This window comes from Paenibacillus sp. 2KB_22 (genome assembly GCF_052115745.1).
In the GTDB taxonomy this organism is placed as follows: domain Bacteria; phylum Bacillota; class Bacilli; order Paenibacillales; family Paenibacillaceae; genus Paenibacillus.
Window position 1 is genome coordinate 16,151 of record NZ_JBFRHG010000014.1, and the last position, 17,232, is coordinate 33,382.

At 49.8% G+C, this 17,232-nt stretch carries 11 protein-coding genes; 1 reads left to right on the top strand and 10 read right to left on the bottom strand.

The annotated features are described in order from the left end of the window. Positions 1–61: 61 nt before the first annotated feature. The 10 genes from AB4111_RS30645 to AB4111_RS30690 all read right to left on the bottom strand — a co-directional run bounded on the left by AB4111_RS30645 (position 62) and on the right by AB4111_RS30690 (position 14,695). Positions 62–1,954, bottom strand: coding sequence for a discoidin domain-containing protein (locus tag AB4111_RS30645; protein ID WP_442035056.1), 1,893 nt, complete (start codon positions 1,952–1,954; stop codon positions 62–64). A 198-nt stretch (positions 1,955–2,152) separates the two neighbouring features. Further along, a complete protein-coding gene (locus tag AB4111_RS30650) occupies positions 2,153–4,495 on the bottom strand; it encodes an alpha/beta hydrolase fold domain-containing protein (RefSeq protein ID WP_442035058.1) in 2,343 nt (780 codons plus the stop codon). 53 nt (positions 4,496–4,548) lie between these two features. Beyond that, entirely contained in the window at positions 4,549–6,099 is a 1,551-nt protein-coding gene (locus tag AB4111_RS30655; RefSeq protein WP_442035060.1) for an extracellular solute-binding protein, read from the bottom strand. Between the two features lie 398 nt (positions 6,100–6,497). Next, positions 6,498–8,867 carry a DUF4962 domain-containing protein gene (locus AB4111_RS30660; RefSeq protein ID WP_442035062.1) on the bottom strand — a complete coding sequence of 790 codons (2,370 nt, stop codon included), beginning with the start codon at positions 8,865–8,867 and terminating at the stop codon, positions 6,498–6,500. A gap of 34 nt (positions 8,868–8,901) precedes the next feature. Beyond that, entirely contained in the window at positions 8,902–9,669 is a 768-nt protein-coding gene (locus AB4111_RS30665) for an SDR family NAD(P)-dependent oxidoreductase (protein WP_150366204.1), read from the bottom strand. A 36-nt stretch (positions 9,670–9,705) separates the two neighbouring features. Further along, positions 9,706–11,544, bottom strand: coding sequence for a cache domain-containing sensor histidine kinase (locus AB4111_RS30670; RefSeq protein WP_442035064.1), 1,839 nt, complete (start codon positions 11,542–11,544; stop codon positions 9,706–9,708). After that, positions 11,541–12,578, bottom strand: a complete 1,038-nt coding sequence (locus tag AB4111_RS30675) for a response regulator transcription factor (RefSeq protein ID WP_442035066.1) — start codon at positions 12,576–12,578, stop codon at positions 11,541–11,543. Before AB4111_RS30675 ends, AB4111_RS30670 begins: the two co-directional genes overlap by 4 nt. 42 nt (positions 12,579–12,620) lie before the next feature. Beyond that, the gene (locus AB4111_RS30680) at positions 12,621–13,499 is read right to left on the bottom strand and encodes a carbohydrate ABC transporter permease (RefSeq protein WP_074093756.1); all 879 of its coding nucleotides are present in this window, start codon (positions 13,497–13,499) and stop codon (positions 12,621–12,623) included. A 12-nt stretch (positions 13,500–13,511) separates the two neighbouring features. After that, positions 13,512–14,429 (bottom strand): ABC transporter permease, encoded by a 918-nt coding sequence (locus AB4111_RS30685; RefSeq protein WP_442035071.1) that lies wholly within the window; start codon positions 14,427–14,429, stop codon positions 13,512–13,514. A gap of 56 nt (positions 14,430–14,485) precedes the next feature. Beyond that, entirely contained in the window at positions 14,486–14,695 is a 210-nt protein-coding gene (locus tag AB4111_RS30690) for a tautomerase family protein (protein WP_063567830.1), read from the bottom strand. A gap of 589 nt (positions 14,696–15,284) precedes the next feature. Here AB4111_RS30690 and AB4111_RS30695 point away from each other — a divergent pair. After that, positions 15,285–17,021: a methyl-accepting chemotaxis protein gene (locus AB4111_RS30695; protein ID WP_442035073.1), complete on the top strand. Its 1,737-nt coding sequence runs from the start codon at positions 15,285–15,287 to the stop codon at positions 17,019–17,021. The last annotated feature ends 211 nt before the right edge of the window (positions 17,022–17,232 follow it).

Here is a 17,232-nt window from a genome sequence, read left to right on the forward strand (position 1 = left end):
TTAGGTGTAAAATTGAGCTTCAACTTATATAGATACCTGTCAGGCTACTTATTCTGATCCTTTATAACTCGGTAACGGTCACACCTTCTGCTTGGTAGTGGTCCTCATTCACGTTGTTTAGAATGTTAGCCTTTAGCAGAATGCCGACTCCGGCAAACAGTCCGATTCCATTCGCGTTACCTTCGATTCGGTTATTCTCAATCAACACATTCTCGGGGTTCCCTTCGCCAATATTGCCTGCTCCAGCATCGCCTTTGTCGCGCTCAAGCCTTACGCTCCAGTATCCACTGGCAGTATTGTTCCGAATCACATTACCGCGAATTACCGTACCCGGTCCATTCAATACTTTGATCCCAGCCGCATCTGCAATCGTGGTTGTATTCTCGATGAGATTATCCTCAATTAGAGTATCGGGGGTACCCATCGTCACCGAAATACCGATCCGGCTGTTCTTGATTGTGTTGTCATGAATGTAGTTTCCTTTGCCAGACTTGCTGTGGTTGCTGGGCGCTGAACCGCCTGTATTGCCAAGCCCAATCCCTGCACCTGTCAGCACATCCATAATGACATTGCCGGAAATTTCATTCAAATACTCCAGTTCACCATGAAGATCAATGGCATCCAGCTTGGTTCCATTAAATGTATTGCCACGTAACACGTTATTGTGAGCCACAAACTGAATCAGTGCTCCATGTCTGAGATAAGGACCCTCAAATGCACTGTCCTCCACCACATTCCATAACGTATCATTGTCAAAACCGAGTCGATCGGTCTTGGCCGTTCCCTGAATCGAAATTCCGTAACCTGAACCTCCAGGGCCCAGATCTGTTGCATTGCGGAAGGTTGCATGCTTCACAACAACATCGCGGCTGTGCTCAATTCGGATAGCCATTCGTTTGAACTTCTCCACAATTACGCCGTCAATCGTAATGTCATACGATGGTACCTCGCCATAATTGGCGATATGAATCAGACTATCCGGCCCCCCTGCGGAGGGATTATTGGATTGATGATCAGTCGTGTAGCTGCCGGACCAGGATGAAGTTAGGGTCATGTTGGATACGAGAATGCTATGCTGAGCTGATGCCTTCAGAACGGCACTGCCCGTCACCTGATCCAGCGATGTCTGAAGCACAGTTCCTTCACGGCTCTCTCCTCTCAGATTTACCCCCGATTTCAACATCAGGTTGGTGGTTCCCTCCGGCCCGGATAACAAATTGTACACTCCATTGGGTAAGAACACTTCATCACCCACGTCAGCCTCATCAATAGCAGCCTGTATTGCTGGTCGGTCATCACTCGTGTTGTCGACAGGATCTGCTCCATAATCCCGTACATCAATTGTTCGCCCGGTCACGGCATGTGGAGCATGGACAGCATGTGGTGTGCCATCTGTTTCCGTCAGACCTGGGGCGATAAAGGGCATCGTCCCTTCAGGTGGTTGTGGAACGATGTATGGGATCAGAGCCACAGGTGTCCTTCCCCCTGCAAAAGGGGCATACAGATGCACATCGGTCAGACTTGTGTAAATACTTGCATCGGAATTGCCATGCCCGGTGATCCGTACATAACGTACAGAAGTGTCTGGGATATCAAACGCCTGCATTTCGGTTGTATCCCCACTGCTTTCGCCGTTGAATACCTGGGTCCAATGATTACCGTCAACAGACGTTTCCATCTCAAAAAATGTCTTTCGGACATCACCTTTGTAAAAACCAATCCCCACATAACCCACTTGCTGAACCTGACCCAGATCATACGTAATCCATTGCCCCTCTCCGGCAACAGACCAGCGTGTATAGCTGTTATTGTCGAGAGTATTGGTCGCCAGGTTGCCGTCGCTGCCACTTGCCGTGACGGCAGCCATAGGCAGGGACGATACCGGAACCGCAAGGGTGATCATATCGGTTGATAAAGCATTGCTGACATTGCCGGCCTCATCAATTGCCCTCACTTGAAACGTGTAAGATGTTCCAGCTTCAAGTTCGCTGTCACGAAATGACTGTTTACCTTGTTCAGCCAGCAGGACTCCATCTCGATAGATCCGATAGGCAGATACAGCCGTATCATCGCTGGCCGCTGGCCATCTCAGTTCCGCAAAATCAGTCCCCCAGTTGCAAATTTCAAGCTCAGCTCCCTGCTCCCATTCAGGTCATTGCGTGTCACTGCCTTCTTCGATCAAAGCAATGACTGCTAACTGTGGACGCGGATTGCTCGTTCCGTTCGCTTCCTTGGTGTATACGTTCACGGAAACACCCGTTGATTCCGCATCCGCAAGCAAAAATGCAACCTGCCCCGCATCTGGACGACTCTTCACAACATCGGTTACATCCACTTCATAGACGGCCGGGCTTCCATTCCGATCTGCCGTAACCTGGAATGTGCCCAGCAACGAACCTTCGCTCAGACTTTGGACCGGAGCATTCGACCAGGTTAACGATGATTCGCTCCAGTCTGTTTCATTCAAAGCGTACAGAGACAACTTGGTATCGATATTCGATGTGCCTTTCTTGGCGGTAATCCGCAATCGATACCGATCTCCTTCCGGCTCATTTCCAGTCATATCAAATTTGAAGTACACATATTTCTTGGTTGATGAAGTGGAAGAGATGCTCAATAATCCGTTGCTGGAGCCCGTGGCCTGATTGAAATTCAGGTCAGGCTTGCTGCTGTCAATCGCCGCATCGTCGCTTGGCAGCTTACTGGCGATGACCTTTTCAATCAACGGTTTTTCTTCATCCACTTCTTCATCATCAGGCGAAGTGTTTTCAGGATTGCTTTTGAAAATTATTGGCTCCGTAACGATCCGGTTCTTCACATGTTCATCCAGGAAGGCCCATGCCTCTGCATTCGCAGTCTCGGAAGCCACCCCTGTAAATCCATGTCCCTGACCGGGTACGACTTTCATATCCACAATCGGCACACCCGCAGATTGAAGCTGTCCCGCGAAAGTAACGCTGTCGGTATAGGGAATGGTGGCGTCAGCATCACCGTGCCGAATCCAGAACGGTGGATCATCCGGTGAAGCATAGGTGCCTGGCATGGCAAGTCTGGCCTGCTCCGGTACATCGAATGCGCGATGCCCGCCAAGCAGAGCCGTGACCGAGCTATAGTTATTGGCAAATGTCGTCGTAAAATCAGCAGGTCCGTACCAGTCGGCGACCGCCTGCACTTTGTCGGAATACTCAGGCCATCCGCCGGAACCTTCCAGATCAGGTACATCTACCGTCACCCCTATATCAAGCTCTACAGTGTCACCAGCGACCATGTCCCCTGTTGTGCCGAGCAATGCAGCCAGATGTCCGCCCGCCGATGATCCCCAGACACCAATACGGCTTGGGTCCAGATTGTACTGCTCCGCATGAGCTCGCAAGTATCGAATAGCAAGCTTCACATCCTGAATCTGAGCAGGGAAAGGTGCCTCCGGTGTCAGCCGGTAGTCCAGAGATACACCGATGTAACCACGTTTGAGTACATAATTGCATATGGAGTTTAATGCCTGCTTCCGGTCCCCGTGATTCCATCCACCTCCATGGATATAGACCATGACTGGCATCGGTTCAGCTGCCGCTGTCTCGGGAACGGCAATGGATGAATACATCGCCCGCCCACCAGCCGTACCGATCTCCACATCTTCGTACAAAGTCACTCCTTGTGGTGGCGTAAATTCAGTATTCCCCTCTCCAGGTGGCACTGGGGAGGGAGCAGGAGTTATTCCGGGAATAGCCTGACCGTAAATGGCAACATTGTCGATATACATGTTGGCCTGCATCGCATCTCCCGTCCGAAAACGAATTTTAACCGTGCTGTTATTGTTCGCTTCCGAACCCAGCGTCCAGCTTTTTAGCGTATTGCCTTCCTTATTCTTCACGTCTGGAGTGCCTGGAGGAAGTTCAAATGTCTCCAGCGTTGCCCAGGATGTACCACCATCCTTCGACCATTCGATAATCACACTTCCACTTATATAGGAGGAAGCACGCGTGTAGTAGCTCAGCCGAATATTTCCGTATCCGGTCAGATTAAGTGGCAGCGCGAGTGCATCGGTTCCGTCCATCTTGATCATATTGGGCAGCGAGGGAGCAGTGGTGGAAGATGACGTCTTGGCCTTGCTTCCACCTGCCCCTTCCTGCGACCAGGGAGCTCTCAATGCAATTCCGCCTGTAGAGCCAAAATTGTCCGGGTCATCAAAGTTTTCCGCGTAAATCTCCAGCTCCGGGCCCTCCGGATCCGGGACGTTTTCTTTTTCTTGCTGTGTAGTGTTACGAATAGAGCTAGGAACAACATCTTCCATTGCCCGAACTTCATGCATGGGAACGATGGTGCCGTTAATGAGAATCACAGACATGGCAACAAGGACAACGCGTTTTTTCCACGTTTTGAATAAATTATTCACTTGTATCCCCTCCGCACGGTAGTCCAATCTCCTGACGTTATACCCTTGCGATCTGTCCGTTCTCCAGAGCTGCTGCTTCTTGTTGGCTTGTTTCTTCCGCACGGTGAGCAGGACATCCTATTGCTTATGGTAATCATTGCTTATCCAGTACAATTCTAGCGACGCGGTGCCGACACGCCTTCACCATTCTTGAACTTCTCTGTGGCTTCCTTGATGGCCTGATCCCCGCCTTTGGATTTCCATTCCTCAACTACTTTCGGCCAATCGGAGATCGGCTCCTTACCATAAACCATCTTAATCATGTGTGTGAGCAAGACCTGAGGAGGTGTATCCGAATTGGGAGCAATATCGGGATTCTGTACAAAAGCTTCCAAACGCGGATCAAAGTTAATGCCATCCCGACCTTCTTTGGCTAAAACCGTATCGTAAATATTCATCAGCTTTCTGCCTTCTTCTGTCAATGATAGGGAGCCTTTGTTGTATGTCGTGTCCTGTACGAACCATAAGAACGATTGACGGTAACGCTCCTCGTCCACGCCAGCAGAGTCTGTCGGAGCTGTATATGAAATCACACCATTATCCTCTGTATAGGTCTCTCCTTCTGTGCCGTACGTGAAAAACTTCTCCGCTTCATCGGACACCATCCAGTTAAAGAAACGGATAATGGAAGCCGGGTCAGCGGCATCCTTATTAATAAAGTAGGCACGTGTCACCGGACCATACAGATAATAACCGCCCTTTCCGTCCGGGCCGACAGGCGAAGGGATAATCTCGATTTTGGCATCAGGAACCGACGCTTTAATCTGCTTCTCCCATTGAATCAGCTCGTTGGCGTTCATGGACCACATGCCCGCCTTGCCGGAGAGAATCGTATTTTTGAATACGGTGGAGTTGATGGTCGCGAACTCTTTGTTAATTAGCCCTTCCTCGTACATCGTCTTATAAACCGTCAGGGCTTGCTGCATATTCTCGTTATCCATGAACTTAGGTACAATCTGGTCACCCTGCTGCTCCATCATGGACAGGAACTGCTGCACATCATAGGCACCAAAGAAGGTATCCGCATATTTGAAATCCTCACGCCCCATATATGGATTCTCCACGCCAAGCTTTTTAAAGGCGCGCAGTACTTCCATTGTCTCCTCCACCGTGGTAGGCACCGGCAATCCGGTTTGATCCAGCAGATCCTTGCGAATCCAGGTTGCCCGGCGGGAGGGATTGGATAAATATTCGGGGATGGCATAGATCTGGCCGTCATGGGTGACCTGATCCCAGGCTTCCTTCGGCACGGCTTTCAGCAAATCTTGCCCATACTGCTGCAACAACTCATCCAGCGGCTGAAATACTCCAGCTTCGACCGAGCCGGCCATCTCCTTGCCGTTGACGCCGCCGTCACCTTGCACCACATCAGGAATATCATTGGTGGCAAACATTTGGACCATTTTCTGTTCATATTCCTTATGGGGCACCAGGACAATTTTGAGATCGGTATTGGTCAGATCCTCCAGCTTTTTCACCCATTTATCCTGGTTGATGTCGGGCGACTTCTCCACATACGTATACGCCAGCGTTCGCAGTGACATGGAGAACCTCGTCTTGCCGTCTCCCCCATTCTCACCGGATTTCGCCCCGCTTCCAGTGCTGCATCCTGCCATGACGGTTGCCGCCAGCAATAGCGCCATGCCTGTGACCATCCACTTTTTCATGCTACCCCTCTTTTCATCCTGATTTAGATTTAGGTACCACTCCTTGGTGAAGCGCTTTCATATAGATGGTAAAACATCCCCACCGCCTGCAACAATGGGGATGTTTTAGATGAGATTGCGTTTTCTTTAGGTCAGCACTCAGCGTTCAACCACATCCATTCATATAGCACTATATAAATTGAACGTACAAACTTTACACTCAGCCACTGCGATTGCAGTACCCTCTTCCGATCGCTGTTATCCCCAGATTTTTTTGATTCCCTTTTCGGAGGGGAAAATCCGGGGATAAGTGTATGCTTCCGATGTAGCTTTCTTACAGAAAGCTTTTAGCGAACGCTTCGCTTCTTCAGATGGGTTCTGCACTCTTCGTTCTTGTGTAAATATTCAGTTCATCTTAACTAGTACGTCTTGGATACCTCGATCTTCTTCGTAACACCGTCGTTCGTAAAATAGAGATGAATGCCGTGATCTTGGTCATCCATGAAATAGGGAACATACTTCGGCTCCTCAATCTTATATGGCACAAGCAGCGTTACAATGGTATGACTTGTGGCAGGCCGCGTTTCCGCGCTTAGATGATAATGTCTGTCCAGCCCTTCATACTCTGCCGGGTCCACCTCTGCGAATTGATCTGTCTGGCTGAGCGACAGCTCACCGGAGGAAGCATAGACAAATGTCCCTTCAAGCCCTGCCTTATTCCCGTTCAGACGGAAGGTCTGCCCTTTCAGCTGTAACGGGTGTAGTGCATGGAACAGCCATTGAACGCTGTCCGGCTTCTCCAGATCAATGTGGTCCACAATGACGAAGTAGGATGATTGCAGAAAATGTATCTCCCGTACAACACGCTTCACATGCGGTACGGTGCTGGCATAGGCATCGGTCGCCAATGCGCGCACATAGCCATCGCCATCCCGCCAATAGGCATCTTCGATCTTCCCGGTTGCCGCCATATTCAGTACCTTGTTGTTCTCGGCATACTGACCTGCTCCGCCAATCAGCAGGTTGTTTTTGGAACGTGTCTGCCTGCGCCATTCCCGGTGAAAGGAACTTCCATGCGCGATATAATAGCCCGTATCCGCCGCAAGCGGCTCACCGAATGCATGCAGGGTAAAGCTGTTCTGATCCGCATGACTGTGGCTGATGGAGCCGTAACGGCTCGACTTGAGCAGCAGCATGACATGCTCATCTGGATCGTCCATCCGGTGATGCATCGCTACCCAGCCCACATCCCTGAACCACTTAAGCGGCTCAATATCCACTGGCAATGCTTCCTCCACCTGCGGATAATCGTGGCGGTAAACTAAGTCGTCAAAGTTAAAGTCCCACCAGCCGTAGTTATAAAAGGCTCCCTCTGTCCCCGGATCGGATTGGCGTACACGCTCAAAGTACCACTGGTACCAGCGGTTGCCTGTAACACCTGCCAGTTGGCGCACAAGATAGCCTGTTTTCAAATTTACCGGATCACCCAGTGTAGACTGATCCCCAAAGCTGGCGCGCCGTGCATCAGGCGGGTAAACGTAGAACGGAAAATCCCCGGTACGCTGGAAGAATGGTCGATGGAAAAAGTCGATACCCGCATAGTTTCGCAGCAGATTCATCGCTTCGGTCACGTAGGCCATACCTGTTGTCCAGTACATCGGACCTTCAGCCCAACCTCCATCACTTCCTCCCCAGGGGGAGTACAAGCAGGCATAATAATCAATCGCATAATCCAGCCACTGTGCAGCCTGCTGCTCCTCATGCATCATGGCCATACAGCAAGGCACAAGCACGGAAGACAATGAACGAATGGCATGGCTGTCATAGGGCACATGATGAATCTTCGAGCGGACCATCACATGCTGGGCTACCTGTTCTGTCCGCCGCAGTAAACTGCGCCTTACCACATCTTGCTCTTCACTGTTCAACTCATCATGCAGCCAGTCATAACCCCAAGCGAGCGCCGCTGCGACCCGAAAAGCCGCCTCATCATTATAATCGCGGGAGGTCGTTCCCTCGGTATCCCAAGCCGCCACATGCAACAGCCAGGTTTTCGCCGCTTCCAGCAGCCGTTCGTCTCGAAGCACCCGCCCAGCGATACTCAGATGACGAATGGCATATAACACTTCCTGACAGTCAATGTACATTTGTCTCCACAACGTGGCGACACGTTTGTTCTCCGGGTAAGGCAGCGGTTCACGAATTGGCTCACGGTTTGCCCACGGTTCCACGGAATTTGCCATAAACACATCCCAGCCGCAATACGTGGAATCGGACGCAACGCCATCGGCAAGCGCATTCAGTCCACGCTCCCCAAGCCACAGCCGTGGGTGAGACGTGTCTGTGGAAACGTATCGCTGTGCCCGGGAAGGTAGAGGTGTCTCAGGTAGTCCCGCTGGAACCGTAAACCGCCGCACCTCACTCCATGATGACATTTCCTGCTGTTTCTCCTGCACGGCATCCGTTTCGGCTTCGCTTCCTTGCTGCACCGGATGATCCACAAGCAGCGCATATCGCCAATAATACTCTCCAGGTTCAAACACCCGGTCAGGCGTGAAAAAATTATACGGGAGCGGCGTAAAGGTCATCGTCTCTTCTTCCTGAAAAGAAAGGCTCGCCGATACTTGCAGCAGATAGGCATTCTCATCCTCCTGCTGTGCCGCCATCCAGGTAAACCTTGGCGGATTCTCTGCCAGAACGGTATGCTCGTCAGGGGCATAGTCCACATGGAACGGCCCGCTAATGGGTTGGTACAACGGTCTTTCTGCAAGCTTCCGTTTCACTTCCATCGTATCGTTCCCTCCTTATCGCAATGATGTAGGCTCAACGCATGTACATTCCGCCATTGATCTCAATCGTTTCTCCGGTTATAAAAGCACCCAGCTCGGAACACAGGTACAGCGCCGCACCTGCGACATCATCGGGAGTCCCTTCCCGTCCAAGCGGGATGCTGCCTACAGCAGAAGTTCGGCCTTCCGCCGAGGTGAACGTAGCATGGAACGCAGTCTGTCCGATGAAGCCCGGTGAAAGGGCATTGACCGTAATCCCGCCAGGAGCCAGTTCTTTGGCAAGTCCTTTGGTTAATGCAATGACAGCCGCCTTGGATGCTGCGTAAATAGCTGCACCCGGCCCGCCACCATTATGAGCCGCTACCGAGGTCAGATTGATAATTCGTCCTCCGCCAGCCGCCTTCATGCCAGGAATGACCGCTTTGGAGACAAAGACGGCGCTCTTCAGATTGACATCCATGATCCGGCTATACAGCTCCTCGCTCATCGTTTCAATAGGGCTCCGCTCCACCAGATGCCCCGCGTTATTGATCAACAGGTCAATCGGACCGCCGAAACGAAGCGTGATATCTCCAACCATCGATTCTATGGCATCCATATCGGTCACATCGGCCTGAAATGCCGCTGCTTCACCACCAGCATCTCGGATCGCTGCAACGACCTCCTCCGCCCGCTCCATATTATGCAGACCATTCACAGCCACCTTTGCTCCGCAACGAGCCAATGCCCCGGCAATGGCAGCACCAATCCCTCCGCTGGAGCCGGTTACCAATGCAATTTTGTTCTGCAAGTTAATATTCATGTTTGATCTTCCTCCCTGTTATTGGTTTCAATTACTTTAAATCCGCTTGCTGTGCTGATCCGCCGGAAGTGCCATCGTAATGGTCGTTCCCAAGCCTCGCTCACTCTCCATCATCAAGCCATATGTTTCTCCAAATACCAGTTGAATCCGTCGATGGACATTCATAAGACCGATGCCTCCGCGATGGTAGACGTCATCGGAATCTTCTCCTGCCAGACGATTCAGTTCCAGACGGTCACGCAGCTTCTTCAGGCGTTCCTCGTTCATGCCCATGCCGTTATCCTGCACGATGACAAGGAAGCGATCTTCCAGGCGCCGAGCATCGATGCGGATATAATGACCAGGCTCCATGCCTTGCGGAAACGCGTGTTGTAACACATTTTCCACCAGAGGCTGAAGGGTGAGTCGAACCATTTTTTCCAGCAACAGATCCGGTGCAATGATGACCTCCACTTCAAGCTCCCGATCCATGCGATGTTTCATGATGGAAAGGTAGGCCAGCACATGCTTCAGCTCATTGGCAACCGTAATTTCCTCCAGATTGGTCTGAATGGAATAACGGAGCATATGGGCCATCGATTCCACCATCTGTGCAATTTCTTCGGAGTCCTGTACAACGGCGTAACATTTGATCGTCTCCAGCGTGTTGTAGAGAAAATGCGGATTGATCTGCAACTGGAGCGCCTGAAATTCCGCACGGTGTCGTTCCAACGCCTCCTGCTGTAGCTCAATTTCCGACTTCTGGCGGCGCAGCTCCGACTCATATACACTCTCAATCATGTCCGACAAACGGCTGACCATCAGATTATAGCTGCGGATCAGCACACCGATCTCATCGCGCCTTTCCTTCATCTCCACCTTGTTCCAGATTCCCTTCTCCGTCTGTCTCATTCCGTTCATCAGCACCCGAATGGGTTCCACCTGAGAAGCGCCGATCCGATAGGCTACGACCAGTGCCGCGAGCAAGGTCCCTGCACCAACCCATAATGTAGCTGAGCGAATCGTTGCAATCGGCCTTTGAAGCTCCGACAGCGGCACGGAAGCGACAAAGCGCCAGCCCGAATAGGCAGAGAGTTCCGATATAAACAGCCGTTTGGTGCCATCCGTGTTCTGTTCCAGTGATCCTGCCTCCATGTGCATAAGTCTGTCCACGGTGCTGGATGACATCACGGTTTGCGCCTCCTCGACCCCAGGAAGGTAGATGACATTTCCGTTCTGATCCATCACATACTGATATCCCCCTTGACCGAGATCGAGTTCTCCCCAGATGTTGTCCAGCTCAAGCACATTCACTTCCATCGCCAGCACTCCATTTGGTGTATAGGAGGACATCCCCCTGATCCGGCGTGCAATCGTAATGACATTCGAACTCTGTCCACTGCGAATACTGCGGGTGAGCAACGTCGATTCGCCATTCGCAGGGGTTGCAGCGAGCAGCTCCTTATACTGCTGTGCTGCATCGATATCGGGTATGCCCGCTGAATTCTGGTTGTCATCGATGACAACCCGCCCGTTCTCCCCGATAACATACAGGAACTTGATCTGTGGATATAACATAAATACAGGCGGGAACACGTTCCTTTTAATCTGACGGCTGTACTCGTAATAGGCATAACTATCCTCCGAATTCATATCGAGGAAATGCTTCACACTTCCATTTGAGAGGATGGAGTAGGTTGAGCGATCATAATTTTGCAAATACAGGTCGGTCTGGTAGGCCGTATTACGCATCGTTTGGGCGATGTTGTCCGCCAGCTGGTCGTTCATCTCAGTCGAGGCATAGGTGTAGGTAAACAAGCCGATAGCAGACAGGGACAACGTAATCACGATGGCAAAATGAAAGAACAGGCGGATCGACAGGCTTCGCTTCATCATTCAATGCCCAACTTGCTACGGTATTCGGACGGGGTCAGTCCGGTAATCTTCTTGAATGTCTTGGTAAAATGGGGATGATCCGCATACCCCACTTCGTAGGATATATCCGTAATCCGGTTGCCCGGCTGTTCCAGCATGCGTTTGGCCAATTCCATTTTGCTGCGTATCCGGTATTGGATAAAGGTCTGACCCGTGGTCTGCTTAAACAGTTGGCTGAAGTAGGACGGGTTCAGTCCCAACTTGGCGGCAATCTCGTCCAGTGACACTTCCCGGCGCAAATGCTGCTCCAGATAAGCCTTAGCTTCTTCCACCGGATGCTTGCGCTTGCCGCTGCGCTTTTCCTTGATCGTCTTCATTATCGTCTGGATTTCGTTGCCCAGAGCCTTGAAGCACTCTTTCGAGGAAGCGCTTTCATTAATCTGACTGGACGTACTCATCGTTCCGTTTCCCCGTGCATTCATTCTGGCTACAATCAATTCCAGCAATTCCTGAAAAAGTTCCGCTGTCTGTTCAGGCATCAGGGCATATGCCGGATAACGATCTGACCATGCTGCGAGCAACTCCGTCACATCGGATTGCCTAAGCTCCCATATCGCCTCTTCCAGACGCATCGCCCAATCGTTCAGCTCCCTCACGGGTACAAGAGAAACCGTAGGCTTATCCTCTTCGGATGCCAGCAATTTGAGCAGCAGTTCATGAAGCTCCTGTCGTCCCACAGGTTTCAGCAAATATCGCTTTACCCCATAATCCATACAGGCTCTTGCATATTCAAAGTCCGAATAACCGGAGACCACAATAATGCGTATCGTACTGCCTTGCTCGGATAAACGACGGCAGAGCTCAATACCATCCATCGTTGGCATGCGGATATCCGTAAACAGGATGTGCGGCCGAAAGTCCTTCACCACCTGGAGAGCTTCTTCCCCATGTGCAGCCTGCCGAATCTCACAGTCGAACAGTCCCGCTTGTTTGATCATCTTCGCTAGACCCATTCGAATCATCGGTTCATCGTCCGTAATCAAGATTCTGAACATCGCCATTCCCCCGTTTCCGTCAGATCTGTATGCTGCTTGTAGTTAAGATTTGACGGAGCCGACCATGATTCCTTTTACAAAATGCTTTTGCAGGAAAGGGTATATGATAATGATTGGCAAGGTGGCGATGATGATGGTCGCCATTTTGATGCCTTCCGGCGATGTATGTGCAAGGGTGCTATAGACGGCAGAACCCGGATCGACGGAAATATCGTCACTCTCAAATAGCTTCTTGAGTGTTACCTGGATCGGCCACCAGGCCGGATCATTCAGATAATAAAGCGCGGTGGAATACGCATTCCAGTGTCCCACCGCATAGAAAATGCCGAGTGATGCCATGGCCGGTTTGGACAATGGAATAACGATACGCCAGATGATGCCAAACTCCCCACAGCCATCGATGCGGGCGGCATCGATCAATTCACCCGGTAGCTGGGAGAAGAACGAACGCATGACGAAAAAGTTAAAGGCGTTAATCGCTCCTGGCACAATCAGCACCAGTGGATTGTTGACCAGATGCAGCTCCTTCATCAGGATAAAGTTCGGAATGAGCGGCGCCGAGAATACGACGGTCACCAGGACAAACATGACAACAAGAGAGCGACCCTTGTACTCTGGACGGGACACGGGATACGCGAGTGATGCCGTTGCGGCGAGATTGACCAGCGTACCAACTAACGTTACCCCAACTGATACCGCAAAGGCCCGCCAGAAGGCAGCATCGCCGAATACATATTCGTAATTGATCCAGGTAAAAGCTACAGGCCAGAAGCTGACCTTTCCGCCCATGATCGCTTCCGAGCTGCTAAGTGATTGGGCCAGCACATTAATGAAAGGCAGAATCATCGTCAACGAGAGCAGCGTAAGAAAAACGAGATTGCCAATGCGAAATATACGGTAACGGACACTGGGAGTACGCATCCATCTCGCCTCCTAATACAGGCTTTCGCCGGTTGTTTTTTTGCTGAAAAAGTTACCGAGTAGAATAAGCATCAAGCCCACGACCGACTTGAACAATCCGATGGCCGTAGTATAACTGTATTGTTGTGAGAGAAGTCCAGCTTTGTAGATATACGTATCCAGAATTTCACCCGATTCCAGATTGAGCGGATTCAGGAACACAAACACACGCTCAAAACCCAGATCGAGGAACTTTCCGATGTGCAGCAGCAGCAGAATCATAATCGTTGGCAGCAAGGATGGAAGGGTAATCGACCATATTTGCTTCAAACGCCCGGCTCCGTCCACCTCTGCCGCCTCATACAGATCGGGATTGATGCCCGCAATGGCTGCCAGGAAAATAATCGTTCCATACCCAGAGTCACGCCAGATGCCGGAACCAATCAGAATGGAACGAATGTACGAGTCTTCTCCAAGGAAGTAGATTGGTTGCATCCCCAGAAACCCAAGTGCCTTGTTGACCACCCCGGCGTCCATCGAGAAAATGCCCATGAAGATCCCGCTAATAACAACCCAGGATAGAAAGTGAGGCATGTATACAATCGTTTGCAGCAACCGTTTAAACACAATCATCCGTACTTCATTTAGCAGAATGGCCAGTAAGATCGGTACCGGGAATGCAATCACCAGATCATATAGTCCGAGCAGAAGTGTATTATTGAGAATTCGCAAAAAGTCATAATGGCTGAACATCTTCTGGAAATGCTCCAACCCTACCCAATCACTGCCGGTGATGCCTTTGAAAATGTTGTAGTTCTGAAAGGCAATCACTGAACCGAATAAAGGTACATATTTGAAGAGGAAAAAATACAGGATACCCGGTAAGGAGAGCAGATATAGTATCCGGTATCGCCACAGATAACGTCCCGCATCTCCGAGCCGAGTGCCCAGACCAGACGAGTGAAGTCTGGCTGTTCCCCGGCTTGGCGGCGTAATATCCGCCGGCTTCACGTCTTCTCCCCTCCTTGCTTCTGTGATTGCATGGCTTTCAAATTATCAGGAACGTTCTCGTCCCATGGAATTTCATTGAATTCAACGGAAATATAATCCGGCTCACGGTCGATAATACGCGAGAGTTCGCGTGTGAACACCTCCACAATTTCCTGCTTTTGCTCATCCGTCCTGCCTTCATACAGCCTGATCGTAATTTCTGGCATCCGAGTTAAGCTCCCTTCAATACTTAATGTAAACGCTTTTACAACTTTATCTTAGCGCTCCTGTAGAAGGGCAACAATGGACTGTCTTTTCGTTCTCTTGTGTTTTCTTTAGGTCATGGCAAACAAGCCCAAAAGCCCCCCTTTATGAATGGGGAGCCCCGTTTATTTGAAATTACCATCAATCCAAAAGTCTTGTTGTCTCATGTTTCAGTCTTCCTGACCTTGCATTAACAAACGTAATAATAAAGATCGAAAACGAAAAACACGCCCACAGAACCAGTACCTTAGAACCATTTTTGCACGAAAAGCTAATATTAATATGACTTTATAACGATATATTCTACGAAGTAACTTACCTGGGGGTCCTATAAGTGAAGTAGAACTTGTAACAATGCAAGAAGCACACTGCATCATAAGAGAATGTCACGTAACCGAAGTAAAAATCAGAATTATAGAAGTTGTACGATAACAATTTCCCACTAAATATTCGTTAGATTACATAGCGTATAGCATCCCATCCAGGTATAGTGCATTTTCATATTTGTAGAAGGAGTGAACCATCTTGTTTAATAAGCTTCGCTGGAGTACCATGCCTTTCTTTATCAAAAATTTGGTGATTTCATTTGGCAGCATCATGTTGATCGGTGTAATCCTGATTACTGCCGCGTATCAATTGCAAAAAAATATCTTGGTTGAACAGTTGCACGACCAGGCTACCGTCATCACCCAGAAATGGTATGACGATCTCGACACTGCCAAAGTGGCAGAAGCAGCTAAGGAAAAAAGCTACGCCGGTCCTGTACAGCTGGAAATGAAAACTTATCTCGATTCCATCCATGAATTCTATCCAAACATCGCGCAAGCGTACATTTTTGGTTCAGAACTCGAGCAAGGAAACGGAACGTCCATCATCGCGATTCCAACGAACCTGTTGGAACCATTCGAGCAAGACAATCTGCCCGCAGGTGCCATGTACCCACTGCCTCAGAATAACGTTGTGGTGCTGGAACAGATGAAAAAGGACGGAAAGCCGGCCTTCAGTGATTTCTACACCGATGACTACGGAACTTGGACTACTCTGATCTATCCGATTAATAACGCAGATGGCTCCATGTACGCCGCTCTTTACTTCGATGTAGATGCAAGCGCCGTTCCAAAAGGTCTGAACAAACTGCTTACGTACGGTTTGATGTTCCTGATCGGTTTCCTGATCCTGTTTATGGTGTTGCAATTCATTTTGCTGAAAAGAACGTTGCTTCCGATCCGCAATCTGATGAAAGGTATCGAAGAAGTTAGCACGGGTAATCTGGACGTAACCATCGATACCGGGCGAGATGATCTGGGTATCATCAATGAGAAGTTTAATGCGATGATCCATCGCTTCAATACAACCATCTATAAAGTACAGAATACTTCACATCACCTCTCGGAATCTTCCAAGCAATTACTGGGCATTTCCGAGAAAAATAATGTGAACATTCAATCCATCAGCACCAATATTCGGGAGATATCCACCGGACTGGTGTCTCAGGACAAAGCAACGGTAGAGAATGCACGTGCCATGACAGAGATGTCAACGGTCGTACAGACCATCGCCAGCAGTTCAGCTGATGTGGCAGACGAAGCACTCAGCATGGAGCAGCGCTCCAGTACAGGTAATGTGGTGATGCAGCAAGTTATTGAGCAAATGCGCCTGATCTCCGGTGCAGTGCAAAATACGTCAAACTCCATTCAATCGTTGGAAAACAACTCGAACCAGATTAGCAACATTGTTAATCTGATCACGGAGATTGCCGGACAAACCAACTTGCTGGCACTCAACGCTTCGATCGAGGCGGCCCGCGCAGGTGAAGAAGGACGAGGTTTTGCGGTGGTTGCAGGGGAGGTACGTAACCTGGCAGAGCAATCACAGGAATCAGCGAAGCAAATTCGACAGTTGATTGAAGAAATTCAACGGGATATCATGCAATCTTCCGAGGCGATGCAGTTGGGTTCCAAGGAAGTCACCAAAGGCTTGGAAGTTACCCAAGAGACTGGCGTATTCTTCGAGAATATTCTGACTGCTACGAATAAAGTTGCAAACCAGATTCAGGATATCTCCAGTTCTACCGAAGAGATCTCGGCAAGCACACAAGAAATGTCTGCCACGGCCGATGAACTGTCTGCCAATGTCAGCAAGGCAGCAAACAGCAGTAAACAAATTGAGCAGTCCATTGATGAGCAGGAAGCCTCCATGGCAGCCATTGTGAGTGCCTCCGATGAGCTCTCGGTTGTATCCGAGCAACTACAAGAACTGATCTCATTCTTTAAAGTACGCGCAGAATAGAATTAGTAGGATATATATAAAAGTAATAAGACACAGTAAAAAAACCGAGGCTCATGAGTGACTTGGTATTATCCCCTTTAAGTAGACACTTGAAAAAACCTTCATGTTATTATGAGGGTTCAAGTGACACCTGGAGGGGATATTTTTATGGCCAAAAAAGGACAAACATTTCAGACGTATACCGAAGAATTTAAATTGAATGCGGTTAGAT

Bases quoted from the DNA above. Each gene is read 5' to 3' on its own strand.
- AB4111_RS30665 (WP_150366204.1), bottom strand. From the start codon at position 9,669: ATGAATATTAACTTGCAGAACAAAATTGCATTGGTAACCGGCTCCAGC.
- AB4111_RS30655 (WP_442035060.1), bottom strand. From the start codon at position 6,099: ATGAAAAAGTGGATGGTCACAGGCATGGCGCTATTGCTGGCGGCAACC.
- AB4111_RS30660 (WP_442035062.1), bottom strand. From the start codon at position 8,867: ATGGAAGTGAAACGGAAGCTTGCAGAAAGACCGTTGTACCAACCCATT.
- AB4111_RS30680 (WP_074093756.1), bottom strand. From the start codon at position 13,499: ATGCGTACTCCCAGTGTCCGTTACCGTATATTTCGCATTGGCAATCTC.
- AB4111_RS30695 (WP_442035073.1), top strand. From the start codon at position 15,285: ATGCCTTTCTTTATCAAAAATTTGGTGATTTCATTTGGCAGCATCATG.
- AB4111_RS30675 (WP_442035066.1), bottom strand. From the start codon at position 12,578: ATGTTCAGAATCTTGATTACGGACGATGAACCGATGATTCGAATGGGT.
- AB4111_RS30670 (WP_442035064.1), bottom strand. From the start codon at position 11,544: ATGATGAAGCGAAGCCTGTCGATCCGCCTGTTCTTTCATTTTGCCATC.
- AB4111_RS30690 (WP_063567830.1), bottom strand. From the start codon at position 14,695: ATGCCAGAAATTACGATCAGGCTGTATGAAGGCAGGACGGATGAGCAA.